17 protein-coding genes are annotated in these 19,768 nt (G+C 40.7%); 12 read left to right on the top strand and 5 right to left on the bottom strand.

The window, feature by feature from the left end:
* Positions 1-13: 13 nt before the first annotated feature.
* Positions 14-838: a DUF4886 domain-containing protein gene (locus ACL9RF_RS07525; protein ID WP_422800005.1), complete on the bottom strand. Its 825-nt coding sequence runs from the start codon at positions 836-838 to the stop codon at positions 14-16.
* 24 nt (positions 839-862) lie between these two features.
* Positions 863-1,699, bottom strand: coding sequence for a penicillin-binding transpeptidase domain-containing protein (locus ACL9RF_RS07520; RefSeq protein ID WP_422800004.1), 837 nt, complete (start codon positions 1,697-1,699; stop codon positions 863-865).
* A 142-nt stretch (positions 1,700-1,841) separates the two neighbouring features.
* On the opposite strand from ACL9RF_RS07520, the gene ACL9RF_RS07515 reads away from it, so the two are divergent.
* The 3 genes from ACL9RF_RS07515 to ACL9RF_RS07505 are packed head-to-tail and all read left to right on the top strand — an operon-like array spanning position 1,842 to position 4,786.
* Positions 1,842-2,498 carry a protein-L-isoaspartate(D-aspartate) O-methyltransferase gene (locus ACL9RF_RS07515; RefSeq protein WP_422800003.1) on the top strand — a complete coding sequence of 219 codons (657 nt, stop codon included), beginning with the start codon at positions 1,842-1,844 and terminating at the stop codon, positions 2,496-2,498.
* 48 nt (positions 2,499-2,546) lie between these two features.
* A complete protein-coding gene (locus ACL9RF_RS07510) occupies positions 2,547-4,385 on the top strand; it encodes a MutS-related protein (RefSeq protein WP_422800002.1) in 1,839 nt (612 codons plus the stop codon).
* Complete coding sequence (locus ACL9RF_RS07505; RefSeq protein ID WP_422800001.1) at positions 4,382-4,786, top strand: acyl-CoA thioesterase; 405 nt, start codon at positions 4,382-4,384, stop codon at positions 4,784-4,786. The genes ACL9RF_RS07510 and ACL9RF_RS07505 overlap by 4 nt, the downstream gene beginning before the upstream one ends.
* A 46-nt stretch (positions 4,787-4,832) precedes the next feature.
* On the opposite strand, the gene ACL9RF_RS07500 is transcribed toward ACL9RF_RS07505, so the two are convergent.
* A complete protein-coding gene (locus ACL9RF_RS07500) occupies positions 4,833-5,165 on the bottom strand; it encodes a DUF779 domain-containing protein (protein ID WP_422800000.1) in 333 nt (110 codons plus the stop codon).
* Between the two features lie 43 nt (positions 5,166-5,208).
* On the bottom strand, positions 5,209-6,711 hold the full coding sequence (locus ACL9RF_RS07495) for an aldehyde dehydrogenase family protein (protein ID WP_422799999.1): 1,503 nt from the start codon (positions 6,709-6,711) through the stop codon (positions 5,209-5,211).
* 250 nt (positions 6,712-6,961) lie between these two features.
* Here ACL9RF_RS07495 and ACL9RF_RS07490 point away from each other — a divergent pair, with 250 nt between their 5' ends.
* On the top strand, positions 6,962-7,867 hold the full coding sequence (locus ACL9RF_RS07490; RefSeq protein ID WP_422799998.1) for a helix-turn-helix domain-containing protein: 906 nt from the start codon (positions 6,962-6,964) through the stop codon (positions 7,865-7,867).
* 15 nt (positions 7,868-7,882) lie between these two features.
* Here ACL9RF_RS07490 and smpB read toward each other — a convergent pair whose 3' ends face one another.
* Positions 7,883-8,338, bottom strand: coding sequence for an SsrA-binding protein SmpB (gene smpB / locus ACL9RF_RS07485; protein ID WP_422799997.1), 456 nt, complete (start codon positions 8,336-8,338; stop codon positions 7,883-7,885).
* Between the two features lie 345 nt (positions 8,339-8,683).
* Between smpB and spt the strand changes: the two genes are divergently transcribed.
* From spt to ACL9RF_RS07445, 8 genes are all read left to right on the top strand, one after another.
* Positions 8,684-9,892 (top strand): serine palmitoyltransferase, encoded by a 1,209-nt coding sequence (spt, locus tag ACL9RF_RS07480; RefSeq protein WP_422799996.1) that lies wholly within the window; start codon positions 8,684-8,686, stop codon positions 9,890-9,892.
* A gap of 20 nt (positions 9,893-9,912) precedes the next feature.
* The gene (locus ACL9RF_RS07475) at positions 9,913-11,034 is read left to right on the top strand and encodes a hypothetical protein (RefSeq protein ID WP_422799995.1); all 1,122 of its coding nucleotides are present in this window, start codon (positions 9,913-9,915) and stop codon (positions 11,032-11,034) included.
* Positions 11,034-12,032, top strand: coding sequence for an NAD-dependent epimerase/dehydratase family protein (locus ACL9RF_RS07470; protein ID WP_422799994.1), 999 nt, complete (start codon positions 11,034-11,036; stop codon positions 12,030-12,032). The genes ACL9RF_RS07475 and ACL9RF_RS07470 overlap by 1 nt, the downstream gene beginning before the upstream one ends.
* A gap of 12 nt (positions 12,033-12,044) precedes the next feature.
* Positions 12,045-12,734, top strand: a complete 690-nt coding sequence (locus ACL9RF_RS07465; RefSeq protein ID WP_422799993.1) for a CDP-alcohol phosphatidyltransferase family protein — start codon at positions 12,045-12,047, stop codon at positions 12,732-12,734.
* A gap of 6 nt (positions 12,735-12,740) precedes the next feature.
* Positions 12,741-13,130 (top strand): GtrA family protein, encoded by a 390-nt coding sequence (locus ACL9RF_RS07460; RefSeq protein ID WP_422799992.1) that lies wholly within the window; start codon positions 12,741-12,743, stop codon positions 13,128-13,130.
* Between the two features lie 3 nt (positions 13,131-13,133).
* Positions 13,134-13,499 carry a hypothetical protein gene (locus ACL9RF_RS07455; RefSeq protein ID WP_422799991.1) on the top strand — a complete coding sequence of 122 codons (366 nt, stop codon included), beginning with the start codon at positions 13,134-13,136 and terminating at the stop codon, positions 13,497-13,499.
* 107 nt (positions 13,500-13,606) lie between these two features.
* Complete coding sequence (locus ACL9RF_RS07450) at positions 13,607-14,716, top strand: efflux RND transporter periplasmic adaptor subunit (RefSeq protein WP_422799990.1); 1,110 nt, start codon at positions 13,607-13,609, stop codon at positions 14,714-14,716.
* A 12-nt stretch (positions 14,717-14,728) separates the two neighbouring features.
* On the top strand, positions 14,729-19,282 hold the full coding sequence (locus ACL9RF_RS07445) for an efflux RND transporter permease subunit (protein WP_422799989.1): 4,554 nt from the start codon (positions 14,729-14,731) through the stop codon (positions 19,280-19,282).
* Positions 19,283-19,768 lie beyond the last annotated feature (486 nt).

Genomic DNA, 19,768 nt, shown 5'->3' with positions numbered 1-19,768 from the left:
GAAATAAATACAATTATAGTTTGTACTTCCGTGCATAATGTGCGGCATCTTTAGCAATTTTAGCCTGCCTGGTAGTTACAGCTTGTGGTTTGTAGCTGTTTTTACGTACATCAGTCTTGAATAGCATTTCGTACCAAGTGCAGGCGGCCGTAAAGCGACCATAGTCCAATTGCAGGTGGTACCCGTCGCGTGTAAAGTTGTCGCCAAGTTTTTTACGCGCATATTGAATGGCAATGCCAGCAGGAACGATATACTGTATAGCCTTATATTTTTTTACGCGCTGCGACACGGCCAATATACCCTGATACATGGACTCCTGATTGTTGTTATAATTGGCAAAACCTGGATGTTTGGAGTCTTGTTGGTACGCCCAGGTTTGGTGGTAAATTAATTTAGCCTTAGGTGCGCGTTGCTGTACATAAGCTATAAGCTCGGGTAAATCGCGTTCTACCTCTTCATACCGCCCCGATAAAGGGCTTGCTTGCTGCAAGCTAATATAATCCCAATTTTCATCGCCTAGCACCTCCTCGATGCTGCGGTTTTCTGTTGTTATCTTTTTTGCGTCGCTGTTTATTTTACGGTAACTATATGCTTTGAGGTTTGCCGTAGCATTTTCCACATGCAACGATAGGGGAGCACCACCAATATACATATTCCCAATAATAATTTCCTTGCCATCTTGCTGGGCGAGCTCTAAGAGATAGTTTTCCAAGGCGTCTTCTGAAAAACTGTTGCCTATGGCCAACACCTTTAAGGCCGCATTCGTTTGTGCGACAGCGGCAGCAGCAAAAATGCTGGTACAATATAAAAGAAAGAGCAGCAAAAAACTTTTTTTCATACCTTTTGAAGTAGTCCTATATTTTTATAAAATGTTTAGGTAACGAAGTGCAACCTCCATTGCCTCTCTTCTGCCCGTACGAAATTTATCGAGCTGATTATTCGCTATAGGGTCTACATTAAGTGCAAAGTAGTAGGGTTTTTGATCTTTAACAACGAAACCTACATACCAACCATTGTTTTTGTCGGCATCAGTAGACCAGCCTGTCTTGCCATAATATGCTGCTGAGCCGGGATAATCTATGCGCATAACCCTAAGCATAGTTTCGCGGGTGCTGTTTAATATCGGTAGCTTTTTGGTATAAAAACGCTGTAAGAAATCTATTTGATCAAATTGGGTAATACGCGATTTCCCTGCTATCCAAAAGTTGCTTATCGTGCTGGCGGATACATCCATATTGGTATAATGCAATTTGTTAAGGTAGGTTTGCATAGGCTTAACGCCTATTTTTTTAGCGATCTCTTGAAAGCATGGTAGACAGGAAGCCTGAAATGCCTCCCGAAGGGTAAGATCTTTCTCCCACTCTGGAAACGATCGCGGTTGTTTGTCCCATAGTAACATTGTGGTATCACTTTTTAAAACTCCCGATTCAAGGGCAATAATTGAGTTGGGGATTTTAAAGGTCGATGCGGGTAAAAAACCTGTTTTTGCCCATTCAAAATTATTTGAATAGTAGGTTTGCTTGTCGGAAGCATAAATTAATATAGAACCTTTTAAGCCATAGTGGTTTAGAATGCTGTCCAAAGTTGCCTTGTGGTCGCTGTTCATCTTGTTCTCTGCATCGTTGGAACAGGCCATCGTTAGTAGGGCAGTAATGGTTAAAAAGAAGATTGTAAAATATGAATGTGTGTGTTTTGACATACTTGTTAAGTTATCTTTCAAAGCTACCTTCTATTGTTTAATATCTCAAATCTAATGCTTTAATTTTGATATTCACCTGATAGATAGTTAATTATATTTAATCCATAAAATTGTGCAATAACAATGGTATTTTTGAGATACCATGGCGTATAAGTTCATCGATAATTATAGAGAAAAAGGTGCTCGAAAGAAGTTGGTAAAACATCTGGAGAGTAGAGGGATACAAGATGCCAATGTATTAAAAGCCATTGCTAAGGTCCCTCGGCATTATTTTTTCGATGAAACATTTTGGTTACAAGCCTATAAGGACATCGCTTTTCCTATAGGCGATGGGCAGACCATATCGCAACCCTATACCGTCGCTTACCAATCCGAATTGTTACATGTTAAAAAAGGGGATAAAGTTCTTGAAATCGGTACCGGTTCGGGCTACCAAACTTGTATACTGCTGGAACTTGGCGCGGAGGTATATACCATCGAACGACAAGAAAATTTGTATAACCGCACGATACAGGTGTTGCCTTATATGGGGTATAATCCGAACTTCTTTCTGGGAGATGGCTCCAGGGGTATTGAAGAGCATGCGCCGTATGATAAAATAATCGTTACCGCAGGTGCTCCTTTTGTTCCTGAAATTATGTTGATGCAGCTTAAATTAGGAGGCATTCTGGTAATCCCTGTCGGGGATGAGAAATCGCAGAAAATGGTGACCATATTGCGGGTTGGCGACAACGACTTTGAAAGAATAGAATTGGATACATTTAGGTTTGTGCCGCTTGTAGGTGATAAAGCGTGGTAAACTGTAAAAAAGATACATTCCGTGTAGGCTTTTCCTTATCTTTAGGCCATGATGAGGGAATTGTACCAAGAAAATATACTAAAAACAGAGCAGGAGGTTGCTCGTCTTCAAAAAACTATAAATAACAATAGCCTACTTCGTTTAGTTCTAATTGTTGGGGGCGGGGCTACCCTTTTTCAGGTTTTTCAAATGAACAGCATCATGCTGGTTTTCGCTGCCTTCTTTTCTATTATTCTAACATTTGCTTATTTGGTGCGCCGGCAGGGGCTCTTGGAAAAGGGCTTAGCAGAAAAACTGGCTTTTTTACAGGTGAATACCAATGAGGTTCGTATTCTCGATGGTAAGGCTAATATGTATGCCGATGGTGCCGTGTATAACGAAGGTAAACATCCTTATGTTTCGGATTTAGATATCTTTGGCCCTAAATCCTTATTTGCTTCGATAAATAGGGCTGCCACGCCGGACGGAGTTGCTGTGTCGGCATCCTGGTTTTTAAGTCCGGCCACAAAAAAGGAAATCCTTGCGCGGCAGGATGCCGCCCGGGAGTTGACGGAGAAGCTGGAATGGACGCAACGCCTTCAAACGAAATTGTTGTTTAATCTGGGGCAACAGACGCATATCAAAACTTTTCTTACGCGCTATTTAGGGGATCAGGCCCTTGCATTTGGTTCAGCCTTTATGCGTCTTTATGTGCCTTTAGCACCGTTTTTAATGTTAGCAGGGCTTGTATTTTCCGTTATTGTTTTTCCGTTGTGGAATTACCTTTTATTGTTGGCTATCGTACATCTCTTATGGACCCTCGCCTTAGGGGGAAAGGTTTCTTTTTTTTCCAGTAAAATCGATAAGATAGGTACAACTTTAATTGCTTATGCGGATGCGGTTGAAATGTTGGAAAAGGAACCTTTTTCTGCTTCTCTTAATAAAACGCTGCAGGAAGATTTAAAGACGGAGAAGAATGAACAACTCTCGCAGGCCTTTAAAAACTTAGGTAGATTGGTGGATAAACTCGATACCCGTAATAATGTTTTGGTAGGTGCTTTATTGAACATGGTGTTCCTTTGGGATTTTAAACAAGTGATGGCCATAATAAAATGGAAATCTAGTTATGAAGGGGATGTTGTAAAGACATTTGATATAATGGCGCAGTATGAGGCTTTGCTGACTTTAGCTACCTTAAAGCGTAATAGTCCTGAATGGACTGAACCCGTACTGTTGGATTGCCCGCTACGCGATCGTATTGTCGCAACAGAAATAAACCATCCTCTTATACCGCATAAAAATGCCGTATCCAATACCTACACGGCGCAGCAGCATCGTATTGCTTTAGTAACGGGGTCGAATATGGCGGGCAAAAGTACCTTTCTGCGTACGATTGGCATTAACGCGGTATTGGCCTATGCCGGAGCTGTGGTTTGTGCGCAGCATTTTGAACTGCCGATTTATAAATTGGTAAGCTATATGCGCATAAAGGATAACCTTAATGAGAGTACCTCTACGTTTAAAGCGGAATTAGATCGGATGAAATTTATTCTTGATATCGTTTCTAATAATCAGGATGCCTTTGTTTTAATCGATGAAATGTTACGGGGAACAAATTCGGTGGATAAATACTTAGGCTCGCGTGCCATTATCAAAAAGCTAATCCAGATGGATGGGAAAGGCCTTGTGGCGACACATGATCTACAGTTGTCGAGTTTGGAGGAGGAGTATCCTGGGGTTTTAAAAAATTATCACTTCGATATTCAAGTCCAAAAGGGTGAAATGTTGTTTGATTATAAGCTTAAAGAGGGGAAGTGTACCGTGTTTAATGCGGCTATGTTGTTAAAAGGTATCGGCGTTGATGTCGATAAGGCTGAAAGTGAACACGAGAATAAAAAACAAATATGACTTTAGAAGATAAAATAAAACAGTCGGAAACCAGGGTATGTACCACAGTATTTCCTTTTTTAACGAACCACCATGATACCCTCTTTGGCGGTAAGGCAATGGCCATTATGGATGAGGTTTCTTTTATGGCGGCAACGCGATTTTGCCGTAAACGTTTGGTTACGGTTTCTACCGATCGTATAGACTTTCAAAAGGCTATTCCTTCGGGTAGTATTATCGAAGCTGTAGCAAAAGTGGAATCCGTAGGGCGCACGAGTCTTAAAGTCAAAGTAGAGATCTTCCTGGAGCATATGTACGAAGAAGGTCGGGAGCTTGCTATACAAGGGATGTTTACCTTTGTTGCTTTGGATGAAGATAAAAAACCTATTCCTGTATTAGACGGGATGGAAATAAACGCATAAAAAAATGCTATATCGGTGTTTCATTCCGATATAGCATTTTTTTGTATTAACTAAGTAAGGTATAGTTTATTTTGAATGTTTTTCCTAAAGGCGTTTCTAGTGAAAAACCGCCCGGACCAAAGCCGTCTACAACATCCAAGGTGAAATGACAGTGTTTCCAATATTCATAAAGATCGCCATCAACCCAAAACTCAAATCCTTCGATTAACCCTAACATCACATCTTTTGAACGTGTATAGAAACCTCCTTTTTCAAAACATTGGGGTTGGGTGCCTTCACAGCAACCTCCAGCCTGGTAAAACATAAGATCACCGTGTTTTTCCGCCAGTTGGCGTACTAATGCTATTGCCGCAGGTGTGGCATCAACTTTACTGTTCATTGTCGTAATATTTACTAAACCTTAAAATACAGTAGGTGTGGGTTTAAAAGAAACCCAGTTTTTTCTTATCATAAGAGATCAACATATTTTTAACCTGTCTGTAATGGTCTAGCATGATTTTATGGTTCTCACGTCCTATACCCGACTGTTTGTAACCTCCGAATGGAGCACCAGCAGGGTAGGAGTGGTATTGGTTTACCCATACCCGGCCTGCCTGTATAGCACGTGGTATTTGATACAATTGGTGTGCATCGCGTGTCCACACTCCGGCTCCTAAACCATAAATGGTGTCGTTGGCGATAGCAATGGCTTCCGCTTCATCCTTAAATGTGGTAACCGACAATACAGGGCCAAAGATCTCTTCCTGAAAGATTCGCATCTTATTATGGCCTTTAAATAAGGTTGGTTTAATGTAATAACCATCCTCAAAGCCTGCGCCAACCTGATTTTCGTCGCCTCCGACTAATAGCTCAGCACCCTCTTCCTTCCCTAATTGTATATAGGATAGAATTTTGTCTTTTTGAATTTTTGATGCTTGTGCCCCCATCATGGTGCTTGGATCCAATGGGTCACCAACTTTAATCTGTTTCACACGCTCGATAACGCGGGCAATAAACTTATCGTAGATATCTTCCTGAATCAATAGTCGCGACGGGCAAGTACATATTTCTCCTTGATTTAGAGCAAACAGTACGGCGCCTTCTATGGCTTTGTCTAGGTATTCGTCGTCGGCATCCATAACCGAGTTGAAAAATATATTGGGCGACTTTCCTCCCAGCTCCAGTGTTACCGGAATAATATTTTCTGTGGCATACTGCATCACTAAGCGGCCTGTTGCTGTAGAACCCGTAAAGGCGGCTTTAGCAACTTTTGGATGGGTTACTAAGGTACGGCCGAGTTCGGCACCAAAACCGTTTATAATATTTACAACACCATCGGGAAGCAAATCGCCAATAAGCTCCATTAATACCAAAATTGAGGTGGGTGTGCTTTCTGCGGGTTTTAATACCACACAATTGCCGGCCGCCAATGCTGGCGCTAATTTCCAAACCGCCATAAGGATAGGGAAATTCCAGGGGATAATTTGCGCTATAACCCCGATAGGCTCGTAAACAATTAGCGATACTGTATTCGAATCTAACTCCGACAATGACCCTTCTTCTGCACGTATTACACTAGCAAAATAGCGGAAATGATCAATCGCTAAGGGGATATCGGCATTTAAGGTCTCCCGAACAGCCTTACCATTGTCTATGGTTTCTACAGCTGCAATATAGGGTAGATTGGCTTCGATACGGTCTGCAATTTTATTTAAAATAATGCTACGTTCTGTGGCAGAAGTTTTGCTCCATGCCGGAAATGCAGCGTTTGCGGCTTCGACGGCAAGTTCTATGTCTTCTTTTGTGCTATGGGCTACCTGCGTAAATACCTTGCCATCTACAGGTGAGATGTTATCAAAATATTTTCCCAGAACTGGCGGGACAAATTTGCCACCAATATAATTGTCGTATTGCGCCTTAAATGTCGGCTTTTGAATTGTACTCATTTTTTTTGGTTTATAGTGTTCTACAAATTAGCATAGCTGCTTATCAAATATAGCCACGAATTATCCTGTTCAGTAGCATTATAACGTCAAGATGTAGGATTATATTGTCTTGTCGTTCTTTGCCCTTAGCCGTATTGCGGTAGCCTTACCTGCATGTAATGGGTATAGACTTAATGATATTATTTTGATAGTTATCTTTAAGAAATTCTATATATTTGATTGATTGCCAATTGTAAAACATTTCGGGATAATGGGAAAAGCACTTATTCATACGCTGCCGTTTACGGACAACAAGGCTATATCGACCCTGGTAGAAAGTAGAAGGGCGTATACGTTGAATGATATGGAGTTGAATATTTTTGAAACCTACAAAGCATCTGTGGGGGTACCTTTGCAATTTCAGGATACGGTATTAATAAATATGTTGCAGGGCAAGAAAATTATGCACTTAAAGCAGGTGGATGCTTTTGTTTATTTACCGGGTGAAACTTTAATATTGCCTGCCGATGCTCCGCTGCAGATTGATTTTCCAGAGGCTTCTTTAGCTGCTCCTACACAGTGCACGGCACTCACTATACGTCGGGATAAAATTGAAAAGGTAGTACAGTTTCTGAATGATAAATATCCTAAATATCAGGTTGCTGAGGGGTGGAAGTTGGATTTCAACTTGTTTTACTTGTTTAATACGCCGGAAATAGCGGCCTTGCTTGATAAGCTGTTTCAGCTAATATTAAGTACCAATGCATTGAAAGATGTATTGGTGGATTTAGCTTTTAAGGAGTTGATTATTAGATTATTGCAGTCTCAGTCTTTACTGGCATTAGATCTGTCGAAAAATACAAATGCTGCGGTGTTGGATTTTCTGAAAACTTTTGTAAATAGGCATATTGCCGAACCAATTACGCTAGATTTACTGGCACTGAAGGCGAATATGAGTAAATCTACGCTTACCAGGCTGTTTAAATGTGAACTGGGGCTGTCGCCTATGGAATATGTTATCCGGCAACGCTTGGCTTTGGCCAGGCAGTATCTGGCACAAACCCGTTCGGTAAAAGAAGCCTGTTTTGCGGCAGGCTTCAATGATGTCAATTACTTTGTGCGTTTGTTTAAAAAGAAGTTAGGTATAACACCAGGGGCCTTTATAATGGGGCTTTAACTTCTTAAGAACACTTTATCGCTTCATCACACGATCCAACTCGCGTTTATTTTCGCGTTCCTTGATAGTTTCTCTTTTATCGAAGTCCTTTTTACCTTGTGCCAAAGCAATCTCTACCTTTGCAAAACCACGTTCGCTAATGAAAATTCGTAATGGCACTATCGTGAAACCTTTTTCCTCCCCCTTCTCACGTAGTTTTTTTAATTCTTTTTTTGTGAGAAGAAGTTTTCTATCGCGTTTGGATTCATGGTTGTAAAAAGAGCCAAAAGAATACTCGGCGATATGCATATTGCGGATAAATAATCCTTGTTCAAAGAAACTGCAAAAACTATCGTTTATATTTGCTTTGCCTTCTCGGATAGATTTTATTTCGGTTCCTAGGAGCTGAATACCTGCAATATAACGATCAATAAGGTTATATTCGAAGGATGCTTTTTTGTTTTTTATATTTATTTGTGCTGCTAAAGCCATAATATTTAATGCCTAATAATCTAATCACAAATGTAAACAATTTACGGATAGCTTCTTGTCAAAATAACTTACTCTATTGCGGTTTTATTAACAATAAATTAACTTTATGCTATTAATATCTTTTTTCATTATTTTAATAAAGCAAAGTTTCGTAAGTTTGCACGTTTTATAGCTGAAATAATTTTTATTAAGATCGCAAGATAGGGCTTAAAAGTGGTATGTTTGACTAACGTCATGAAGTAACATTTTATTGTTCATTTTTTGATTGTTTTAATAAATTTGACGTTTGGTTATTTTTAGTCAAAAAGTTAATTACTGTATTGCAATAATAGAAATACCTATAGCATGAGCAAGGGAAAGTTAAGTGAAAGAACAGCAAAGTTTCTACAGAAGGAACTGGATCCAATTAAAGCAAATGATTTATATGCTTATTTTAGACCTATACAGTCTAAGCAGGATACGGAAGTTCTGATTGATGGAAAACGAGTTTTGATGTTCGGTTCAAATTCTTATCTGGGTTTGACAACTGATCCGCGGATTATTAAGGCATCGCAAGATGCGTTAGAAAAGTACGGGACAGGTTGTGCAGGATCTAGATTCTTAAATGGTACGTTGGATATCCATATTGAATTGGAAGAAAAGTTGGCCGATTATGTAGGCAAGGAAGCTGCCATATTATTCAGTACTGGATTTCAGTCTAATTTAGGACCGTTGTCATGCCTTACCGGTCGTAACGATTATATCTTGTTGGACGATCGTAACCATGCTTCTATTATTGATGGTAGCCGTTTATCATTTTCTAAGGTGATTAAATATGCGCATAATGATATGGCAGACTTACGTGCGAAGATGGCTAGACTACCTGAGGATAGTTTAAAGCTTATCGCTACGGATGGTATCTTTAGTATGGAGGGTGATATTGTTAACCTTCCGGAGATGGTAAAGGTTGCTGAGGAGTTTGATGCGGCAATTTTATGCGACGATGCGCATAGTTTAGGCGTTATCGGTGAGAAAGGCGCGGGTACACCAAGCCACTTCGGTCTTACCGATCAGGTGGATTTGATTATGGGTACGTTCAGTAAGTCTTTAGCTTCTTTAGGGGGCTTTGTGGCTGCGGATAAAGATACTATCGAATACTTAAAACATAGAGCTCGTTCTTTAATGTTTAGCGCAAGTATGACGCCTGCTTCTGTGGCTTCCACGTTGAAAGCGTTGGAAATTATTCAAACGGAGCCTGAGCATATCGATAAATTATGGGCTAATACAAATTATGCAAAAAAATTGTTGTTGGACAATGGTTTTGATTTAGGTGCTACAGAAAGTCCAATCTTACCAATTTTTGTGCGTAATAATGATAAGACCTATTACGTTACTAAGATGTTGCAAGACGATGGGGTTTTCGTAAACCCTGTAGTAGCTCCTGCGGTACCTGCTGAGGAATCTTTAATCCGTTTTTCTTTAATGGCCACACATACTTTTGATCAGATTGATGAGGCTATTGAAAAAATGACCAAAGTGTTTAAAACACTTGAAGTGGAAAGTTTTATTGGCTAGTATAAAATTATAGCAAGGAAATGATTCAGATCATACCTGTAGAAACAAAAAAACAACGTGCGGAATTCATTGACTTTCCGCATGATTTGTATGTAGCAGACCCTAATTATGTTCCTGAACTTTTTGTTGCTCAGGAGGATTTATTGACGCCCAAAAAGCACCCTTTTTACAAGCATTCTGCAGCGCAGCTGTTTTTGGCCTATAAAAATCATAAAATTGTTGGTAGAATTGCCGCAATTTGGAATGTTAACCACAATAGTTTTAACCAAGTGTCTGAAGGACAGTTTGGTTTTTTTGATGCTATAGACGACCAAGAGGTCGCTAATGCGTTGTTTCGGGCTGCAACGGAATGGGTAAAACAGAAGGGGGGCACCAAAATCGTTGGGCCAATTAATCTAACTACCAACGATACCTGTGGTTTATTAGTCGAGGGTTTTAACCGACCGCCGAAAGCCATGATGCCGTACAACTTTCCTTATTATGAAAATCTTATCTTAAACGATGGTTTTGTTAAGCAGGTAGACTTACGCGCATATTTGGTGAATAAAAGCAAAGCAAACCAGCGTTCTGTGCTATTATTGGATAAGTTGCAAGAGCGTTTGTTACGGTCTAATATCCGCCTGAGAGAGGTCAATCTTAAAGATTTTAAAAACGAAGCGAAGAAGATAAAACAGGTCTATAACAAGGCTTGGGATAAGAATCTAGGTTTTGTGCCCATGACAGATGAGGAGTTTGATTATGTGGCTAAGGATCTTAAAATGGTGGTGGATCCGAAATATTGTATTATTGCTGAAAAGGGCGATGAGATTATTGGCTTTGCTGTAGGTATACCTGATATTAACGAAATCCAAATTAAGATCAAGCGTGGTCGTTTATTGCCTACGGGTATATTTAAACTTTTATTTGGAAGAAAAAAAATTAAATCCTTGCGTGTTCTTATGTTGGGTGTTTTGTCTAACTATAGAAAGTTGGGGATTGAAGCCTGTTTGTATGGAAAGATCATACAAAATTCTATCCCTGCAGGTATTGTTGAAGCGGAGTGTTCATGGATGTTAGACCATAATTACTTGATGAACCACGCTATTGAACAAATTAATGCCGAACTTTATAAGCGATATAGGCTTTTTGAAAAAAGCATCTAATGAAAAAAAAAATCTTTATTACTGGCGCTAGCGGTTTTGTTGGCTCGCACCTTGTTGAACATGTCTATGATCAGGGGTTTGAGGTACACGCTGCCGTTCGCGCGTCGAGTAATACAGCATCTATCCAGCCTTTTGTCCACAAATTTGTTTCGCTTGACTTCACAAATGTTGACGCACTAAAAACGCATTTCGACCAGGAGCAGTACAACTATATAATTCATGCTGCTGCCTTAACAAAAGCCAAAGATCCTGCCCTTATGCAGGAGGTTAACGTGGGGTATACGCACAATATTTTGACGGCTGCTTTTGCCGCTGATATGCCCTTGGAAAGGGTTTGTTTTGTGGGTAGCCTAGCGGCAATAGGCCCTGTACCCTATGCGGAAGTGTCTCCAATCATGGAGGATAGCCCTTACCATCCTTTAACGGTGTATGGTCGTAGTAAACAGGCTGCCGAGGAGATGATAAAGAAGAACTTTGCCGATAAACCGATTTCTGTTATTCGCCCTACGGCGGTGTACGGTCCGCGGGAGAAAGATCTTTTTATTCTATTCGATACACTAAATAAGGGTTTGGATCCTTATATTGGTAAAAAACCGCAAAAATTGAGCTTTGTTTATGTTAAAGATCTGGTGGAGGTGATTCTCCAGGCTTGTCTGCTGTCTCAAGAGGGTTTACAATTTTATAATATTTCGGACGGAAATAGTTATTCTAAATATGCCTTGGCTGATGTTTTTAAACGTACTTTTGCTAAAAATCCTTTGCGATTGCATATTCCTTTAGCATTGGTTTCGCTAATTGCAAAAGTGGCGCAGCTCTTGTATAAAAACACAACAAAAACTCCGGTTATTTATCCAGAGCGTTTAGGGGAGTTGACAGCTGAAAATTGGAACTGTAGTATTCAAAAAGCGAAAAACAAGTTGAACTATATTCCAAAATATGATTTGAGTAAAGGACTGACAGAGACATTGAACTGGTATAAAGCGAATAATTGGCTATAAAATTAAATATTGATGAGTGAGCAAAAGATTAACAAAAAACTATTTCAAGATAGGAAAAGAACAAATATTCTGAGTAATCCAGAACAGCGTTTTATTTCTTTTCTGGTGTCGAGGATTCCGAACTGGTTGAGCTCGGATGGGCTTACGGCAGTTGGTTTTTTGGGTTCTTTAATGATTTTAGGTAGTTTCTTATTGGCAGAGTATGTACATCGTGATCTGTTGCTGCTTGCAGTTTTAGGCTTTTTCGTGCAGTGGTTTGGTGACTCTCTGGATGGAAGGGTTGCTTATTTTAGAAATAAATCACGTAAATGGTATGGCTTTGCGCTGGATATTGTGATGGACTGGGTTAGTACGGTGTTTATCGGCCTGGGGTATATGTTGTATACCGTCGATGACTTTAAGTATTTAGCCTTTACGTTGGTCGCTTTATATGGTTGGGCAATGATTATTGCACAGTTGCGTTACCGTATTACAGATAAGTATACCATTGATGCGGGTCTCTTAGGCCCTACAGAAATACGTATTATTATAAGTTTGGTATTAGTTTTGGAGGTCATTATCAAAGGATCTATAGACTATAGTGTTTTTGCAATCTGTTTAGCCTTATTTTTTATAAATATTAGCGATACCAAGAAGCTATTAGCGCTTGGTGATCTTAAAGATAAAGAAGAGAAAAAGGCAAAAGAAAAGGCTATACAATAACTAAAAATGGCATCTCATAAAATAAAAGAATTTTTTAAAGCGCAGCTTTCGGCTTTTGTTGGCGGATTGACGGACTTTGGAATTTATACCTTTTGTTTTAAAGTGCTTTCCTTATCTGCGCCTTTATCAAACGTTGTATCGGGCAGTTTAGGGGCTGTGGTGAATTTTGTTATCAACCGTTACTGGTCCTTCAATAGTAAAGAACAGCCTTTAGGTGCGCAGTTGTGGAAATTTATTGTGGTAGTGATCGGTAGTATAACGCTGAAATCGGGTGGTATACATTTATTGGTAGAGACATGGAGCTTTAATTTTTTACTTTCTAAAGTTATTGTAGAGATTATGGTTTCCTTAGGTTTTAATTTCACACTACAGAAGTATTGGGTATTTAAAAAATAAACCATGGTATTTAAAGTTCTTCACTTTCTGGCTTTGTTTGGTTACCTCAATGTTTTGTGCTATGAGGTGAAGTTCTGTAATCTTTGGGACCCTTTTCCTGTAGCAGCAAGTGATACGTTATTGGAGGTGGTACTTGAAGATATTTTCGATGTATCGCAAACTTCCGATGAGCAACTGCCGGAGATGGTATATGATGAGTACCGCATTTTGCTGTTAACCTTTGGGCTTGCGCCTGTAGTTTTGTTTGTCGCTTGGTTGCTGCGGCGCTTTTTCGTTTACCTAAAGCAACTTAAACATCCTTTTTATAGAGCAAAAACAAGATGCCGGCCGGGTTATTATTTGTTTTTGTACCGCTTTCGTCCCTTTTAAATTTAGTCGTTTTTCTAGCAAGTTATTTTAGTTTGGTTTTCCTGCTGCAGGTTTGCCAGACTACTTCTATTTAACGTTTTTTTTATTAGGCTATCGATTAATTTGATATGATGAAAGTTTTTTTCTGCGGCTCTTTATGGGGTTGCCTACTTCTTGTTGCTGCTTGTACGGCAACAAGTAAGGATACTAAAGTAAAGGATACCGCAAAAGTTATTCCCGTAACGTCTCTTGTAACGAAGGATACCAGTATTGCTAAAGAGTATATTGCTGATATACAATCGCAACGTAATGTCGAATTGCGGTCTCGCCTCACAGGTTTTTTAGAACATATTTATGTGGATGAGGGTGCTTTTGTGCGTAAAAATCAAGTGCTTTTTTCTATAAATGATGAGGAGTATAAAGCCCAGCTGGCCCAAGCACAGGCCGTTTTGGATAATGCTAGGGCTGAGGTGAAGAAGGTGGAGCTTGAATTGGAACGTACCGCACGCTTGGTACAAAAAAATATTGTCTCCGCTACCGAACAAGAACTGCTCAGTGTACAGTTAAAAGCTACTGTCGCAAAGGTTCAGGAAGCCGAGGCTTTGCTTAGCTCGGCACGTACCAAGCTGAGCCATACCAAAATACGGGCTCCCTTTGATGGGCGTTTAGATCGTATCTTACTTAAGGAGGGTTCTTTATTAACTGAAGGTGCCCTTATTACGGCTATTTCCGACTTGGATAAGGTGAATGTGTATTATACGATTTCAGAGAGTGAGTACTTAGCGATGGCGTCGGCCGTAGATTTTAATCCCCATAAATTTAAACAGCAGGTACAGTTGATTTTAGCCAATGGACAGCTTTATCCATACCCGGGCGTTGCCGAGTTGGTAGAGTCGGAGTTTGAAACGCGTACCGGATCTATTGCATTGCGGGCGAAATTTGATAACCCTCAGGCCTTATTGAAACATGGTTCTTCGGGTCGAATTGCTGTTCCCGAGCAAGTCGGCAAACTTACTCTTGTTCACCAAAAGTCGGTTTTCGAAATTCAGGATAAGGCGTATGTGTATGTTGTTAAGGGCAATACGGTGAAAATGACGCCCTTTAAACATGGCCCTCGTGTTGGTCATTATTATGTGGTAGAAGAGGGGTTGCCAGCAGATGTTAAGGTGGTTTACGAGGGGGTGCGTTCCTTGCGTGATGGCATGACCATAACGCCCAAATTTGTGGATAATATTTAAGGAGGAGCAGCTATGTTTGAAACTTTTATTAGGAGACCGGTGTTATCGCTGGTGATCTCCATATTCATTACTTTACTAGGCTTATTGGCCTTATTTACCCTGCCGATTACACAGTTCCCAGATATTGTGCCTCCTTCTGTGGTTGTTACCGCAAACTATACCGGGGCAAATGCCGAGGTTAGTACAAATGCGGTGGCTATACCGTTGGAGAAAGCAATTAATGGGGTAGCGGGAATGACGTATATGAATACTGTATCTACGAATAATGGTACTACACTTATTCAGGTATTTTTTAAGGTTGGTGTAGACCCTGATATTGCGGCAGTAAATGTTCAGAATAGGGTGACAACGGTATTGGATGAACTTCCGGAAGAGGTAATTAAAGCGGGGGTAACGACAGAAAAAGAGGTCAATAGCATGTTAATGTACCTCAATTTATACACGGATGATAGTACGGCCGACGAAAGGTTTATTTACAATTTTACGGATATCAATATCCTCAAAGAGTTGAAACGTATTGAAGGTGTGGGTTTTGCCCAGATTATGGGCATGAAAGATTATGCCATGCGTATATGGGTGAAACCGGATCGGTTATCGGCGTATGCGATTTCTACAGAGGAGTTGGTGGCTGCATTGAAAAGACAAAATATTGAGGCGGCACCGGGACAAACCGGAAAAAGCTCCAATAAAGCGGTGAATATGCAGCAGTATGTGCTGCGTTATCCTGGGAAATTTACGGAGGTGGAAGAGTATGAAAATGTGCCGATACGTGCTTTGCATGATGGTAGTATTATACGGGTCAAGGATGTCGCCGACGTGGAGTTTGGATCGCTGGATTATGAGATGGTCTCTAAAACGGATGGGCGTGCGTCGGCTTCTATTATGCTGAAACAGCTGCCGGGCTCGAATGCGCAGGATGTTATTAAACAGGTGAAAAATAGGATGGAAGAGCTTAAGGATGCGACATTTCCACCTGGGATGACCTATACCTTGGGCTATGATGTGTCACGCTTTTTAAATGCCTCTATTTCATCGGTTATTTGGACTTTATTGGAGGCTTTTTTGCTTGTATTTCTGGTTGTTTTTATTTTTCTACAGAACTTTAGGGCGACGATAATTCCAATTTTGGCCGTGCCTGTCTGTTTAATTGGCGCTTTATTCTTTATGCAGATGATGGGCTTCTCCATTAATTTACTAACCCTCTTCGCCTTGGTTTTGGCGATCGGTATTGTGGTAGATAATGGTATTGTCGTTGTTGAGGCTGTTTATGCCAAGATGGAGGAGGAGCATTTACCCCCTTTAGAAGCAACATTAGCTGCCCTTAAAGAGGTGGGGTCTGCTGTTGTTGCGATCACCTTGGTTATGTCGGCGGTTTTTATTCCTGTAGCCTTTTTGTCTGGCCCTGTAGGGATTTTCTATAGACAGTTTTCGTTGACCTTAGCGGCATCTATTGTTATTTCTGGAATCAATGCCTTAACACTTACGCCGGCATTATGTGCTTTGATTTTGCGGTCGCCTCATGATATGAAACCATCAAATGGTCTCTTGTCTCGTTTCTTTACAGGCTTTAATCGTTATTATGATAAACTGTCTGGCAACTATAAAGCTTTATTAACAAGGATTGCTGGCCGTAGGGTTATAACTTTTGTGACCTTATTGCTGATGTTTTTCTTGACTTGGGGCTCGGCAGCAATTCTGCCTTCGGGTTTTATTCCTACAGAAGACCAGGGGATGATTTATATGTCGGTTACTACTCCTGTTGGTGCAACAGTAGATCGTACAGAACAGGTTTTGGATGAGGTCGATCAGATTGCGCGTGAGTTGGATATGGTGGAAACTGTTTCTACACTTGCAGGGTATAGTATCGTGACGGAGGTTTCTGGTGCTTCTTACGGTATGGGCATGATAAATTTAAAACCCTGGAATCAGCGTGAACATACTGTGGCCGATGTTATCAAGCTGCTTAATGAAAAAACAGCGCATATTGCGGATGGAGAGATTGAGTTCTTTCCACCTCCAACAGTTCCCGGCTTCGGTAACTCTTCTGGTTTTGAGTTACGATTATTGGATAAAAGTGGTAATGAAGACCTTGCCCAGGTTGATACTATCTTGCAAAATTTTATAACTGCGCTGCAGGATGATCCTGTAATTGAAAGTGCAAGCTCTACGTTTGATGTTACCTTCCCGCAGTATATGCTGGATATCGACTATGATATGGCTGCTCGTAGGGGTATATCCGTAGAAAATGCGATGTCTACGCTGCAGACCTTAATGGGGAGTCAATATGCTACCAATTTTATACGGTATGGTCAGATGTATAAAGTTATGGTGCAGTCGGATGCTTTTGCGCGCCGTAGTCCGGAGGATGTTTTAAAGCTGTATGTAAAAACGGATACGGACGAGATGGTGCCGTATTCCTCTTTTATGACGATGCGGCGAATTTATGGGCCTGAACAGATTACACGTTATAATATGTTTAATTCGGCGATGATAACAGGGCAGGCGGCAGAGGGATTTAGTTCTGGCCAGGCTATAGCAGCGGTTGAAGCTTTGGCAAAAGACCTTCCGCAGGGCTACGAAATAGAATGGTCGGGTATGACTCGTGAAGAAAAGATTTCGGGCAATCAGGCTGCCTATATCTTTTTGTTGTGCTTGGTATTTGTTTATTTGTTGCTGGCGGCACAGTATGAAAGCTTCTTGTTGCCTTTACCTGTGATATTATGCCTGCCAGCAGGTATTTTCGGAGCCTTTATATTTTTAAAGCTCTTCGGTTTAGAGAATAATATTTATGCGCAGGTGGCCTTAGTGATGCTGATTGGTCTGTTGGGGAAAAATGCTATCCTTATTGTGGAATATGCCAACTTAAAAAAGAAGCAGGGGATGCCGGTTCTTACTGCTGCCATTGAAGGGGCCGTGGCACGACTTCGCCCCATCTTAATGACATCCTTTGCGTTTGCTGCAGGTCTTATCCCGTTAATGGTAGCATCGGGCGCTGGAGCCGTGGGTAATCGTACTATTGGTACAGCTTCGGTCGGCGGTATGCTAATCGGTACGGTGCTTGGTGTACTCGTTATTCCTGGTCTTGTGGTTTTATTCTCTCAAGGGCGAAAAACAAAGCATACGGCTGTTAAAGTCTTCGGTTTTTTGGTCATCTTTATGTTCACGGCATGTGTAACCCCCAAAAAAATAGACTCTCCGGCATTGTCATCGGCCTTAAAGGCTGATGGGGTTGCCATATTGCAAGACACGGCGACTTTAGCTACCGTTCCGTGGCGTTCGGTTTTTACAGATTCTTTATTAAAACAATATATTGAGTATGCATTGGTGCATAATAGAGATCTTAAGCAGGCGATTCATCGTATAGAGCTCGCACAAGTAGGGTTTCGGCAGCGTAAGGCGGCTTTGTTTCCATCTTTAGAGGCTGCTGTTGATGCTGGTCTACGGAAGTATGGTCATTATACGGAGTCGGGTATAGGGAATTATGATTCCAATTTTTCGGAACACTTGAAGTCTTCGGAATTAATTCCAGAACCTTTTGTGCCGGATTATTTTGTGGGTGTTCGCTCGTCTTGGGAAATTGATCTTTGGGGCAAGTTAAGGCAGCAGCGTAATGCAGCCTTTATGAGCCTTTTGGCCGAACACGAGGCTAAGCGTTTAGTGGAAACGGAGATTATCAGTAGTTTAGCGTCTGCATATTATGAATTGCTGGCTTTGGATCATAAAATTCAGGTTTATGATCGTAATATTCTGCTACACGAGCGTGCGTTGTATATGGTTGAAGCAAGAAAGGAGTCGGGAAAAGCAGATGAACTTGCTGTTCAGCAGTTTAAATCTTTACTTGCTGAGTCTAAAGCCAAACGCGCATGGGCTAAGCAAGAGATCCTGCAATACGAGTTTCTAATGAATCAATTAATGGCTCGTGTTTACCAACCTATAGTGCGAACGGCTTCTCAGGCTCTAAATCTGGCGTTGTTTTCTGAATTAAAGGTGGGGAACATTCAAGATTTATTAAACAATAGACTGGATATACGGAAGGCTGGGATGGAGCTCCAGGCTCGTTTTAGCACTTTGGAGGCTTCACGGTTGGCCTTCCTGCCTGCCGTAGCGATAAGTCCTTTTTTAGGTTTTCAATCTTTTAGCGTGGATAAACTTTTCGCAATCGATAAATCCATTGCTTATGGAATTTTAGGTAATATTACTGTCCCTATATTTAAGCAAAGGGAATTGAAATCTACGTATGAAAATATGAAAGCCGAATATGGTATTCATTTTTTAAATTATGAAAAACAGGTGTTAACAGCGGTAAACGAAGTGGCATTAGCGTTGCAAACACAGGAATCTATTCGTGACCGAGCGGCTTTAATAGGGCAGCAGTCTGATGCATTAACACAATCTATTGATGCGGCAGAGGAACTTTTTGTTGCGGGACGTGTGAATTACCTAGATATTATTACGGCCCAGAAAGGAATTATTGCAGCGCAGGAAGCGCAAGTGGATGTACAAAAAGAAAGGATGGTGAATTTTATCGTTATCTATAAGGCACTTGGCGGTGGTTGGGCATTGTAATGTCTAACCGCCACTTTTATTACTTTTCAGCTATTAGGGTAAATATGATGGTATAGGTAGTGCTGGACAGGCTTTGTTTTCATTTTATTCCGTCTCATTTTTAGCAGGTTAAGCTTATATTAAAAAATATACGCAGCAAAGGCTTGGAAGTAATATAAAAATGTCGCTATCTTTGCACCACTCCGCAAGGGAGGGACGGTCGAAAGATTATTGAAATAAGCAAAGAATGTGGCCTTAGAGGTGTTTCAGCCTACGTTGTAGCACGAAACAATAAAAAGGTACTTCGAAAAAAAAGAAAAACTTTTTCTTGCAAATTCGAAAAACATGCTTACCTTTGCAGTCCCTACTAAAACGGGCCGCTTGCCGCAAGGGCAAGGGGAAAACAAAAAAGATTAAAACATGCCTAGTCATAGGTATTGCGATAAAGCAGAAGCGCGATGCGGATGCGACAAAAGTTCTTTAAGAAATCTGATCATAGTAGCGTAA

It is taken from the genome of Sphingobacterium sp. Mn56C, assembly GCF_049319645.1.
In the GTDB taxonomy this organism is placed as follows: Bacteria; Bacteroidota; Bacteroidia; order Sphingobacteriales; family Sphingobacteriaceae; genus Sphingobacterium.
This window is presented reverse-complemented; position numbering and strand designations above follow the sequence as displayed.

Excerpts from the sequence above, each read along its gene's own strand:
- ACL9RF_RS07445 (WP_422799989.1), top strand. The coding sequence starts at position 14,729 with ATGTTTGAAACTTTTATTAGGAGACCGGTGTTATCGCTGGTGATCTCC.
- ACL9RF_RS07470 (WP_422799994.1), top strand. The coding sequence starts at position 11,034 with ATGAAAAAAAAAATCTTTATTACTGGCGCTAGCGGTTTTGTTGGCTCG.
- ACL9RF_RS07495 (WP_422799999.1), bottom strand. The coding sequence starts at position 6,711 with ATGAGTACAATTCAAAAGCCGACATTTAAGGCGCAATACGACAATTAT.
- ACL9RF_RS07520 (WP_422800004.1), bottom strand. The coding sequence starts at position 1,699 with ATGTCAAAACACACACATTCATATTTTACAATCTTCTTTTTAACCATT.
- ACL9RF_RS07490 (WP_422799998.1), top strand. The coding sequence starts at position 6,962 with ATGGGAAAAGCACTTATTCATACGCTGCCGTTTACGGACAACAAGGCT.
- ACL9RF_RS07505 (WP_422800001.1), top strand. The coding sequence starts at position 4,382 with ATGACTTTAGAAGATAAAATAAAACAGTCGGAAACCAGGGTATGTACC.
- ACL9RF_RS07525 (WP_422800005.1), bottom strand. The coding sequence starts at position 838 with ATGAAAAAAAGTTTTTTGCTGCTCTTTCTTTTATATTGTACCAGCATT.
- ACL9RF_RS07510 (WP_422800002.1), top strand. The coding sequence starts at position 2,547 with ATGATGAGGGAATTGTACCAAGAAAATATACTAAAAACAGAGCAGGAG.
- ACL9RF_RS07460 (WP_422799992.1), top strand. The coding sequence starts at position 12,741 with ATGGCATCTCATAAAATAAAAGAATTTTTTAAAGCGCAGCTTTCGGCT.
- ACL9RF_RS07455 (WP_422799991.1), top strand. The coding sequence starts at position 13,134 with ATGGTATTTAAAGTTCTTCACTTTCTGGCTTTGTTTGGTTACCTCAAT.
- ACL9RF_RS07450 (WP_422799990.1), top strand. The coding sequence starts at position 13,607 with ATGATGAAAGTTTTTTTCTGCGGCTCTTTATGGGGTTGCCTACTTCTT.
- smpB (WP_422799997.1), bottom strand. The coding sequence starts at position 8,338 with ATGGCTTTAGCAGCACAAATAAATATAAAAAACAAAAAAGCATCCTTC.
- ACL9RF_RS07515 (WP_422800003.1), top strand. The coding sequence starts at position 1,842 with ATGGCGTATAAGTTCATCGATAATTATAGAGAAAAAGGTGCTCGAAAG.
- spt (WP_422799996.1), top strand. The coding sequence starts at position 8,684 with ATGAGCAAGGGAAAGTTAAGTGAAAGAACAGCAAAGTTTCTACAGAAG.
- ACL9RF_RS07500 (WP_422800000.1), bottom strand. The coding sequence starts at position 5,165 with ATGAACAGTAAAGTTGATGCCACACCTGCGGCAATAGCATTAGTACGC.
- ACL9RF_RS07465 (WP_422799993.1), top strand. The coding sequence starts at position 12,045 with ATGAGTGAGCAAAAGATTAACAAAAAACTATTTCAAGATAGGAAAAGA.
- ACL9RF_RS07475 (WP_422799995.1), top strand. The coding sequence starts at position 9,913 with ATGATTCAGATCATACCTGTAGAAACAAAAAAACAACGTGCGGAATTC.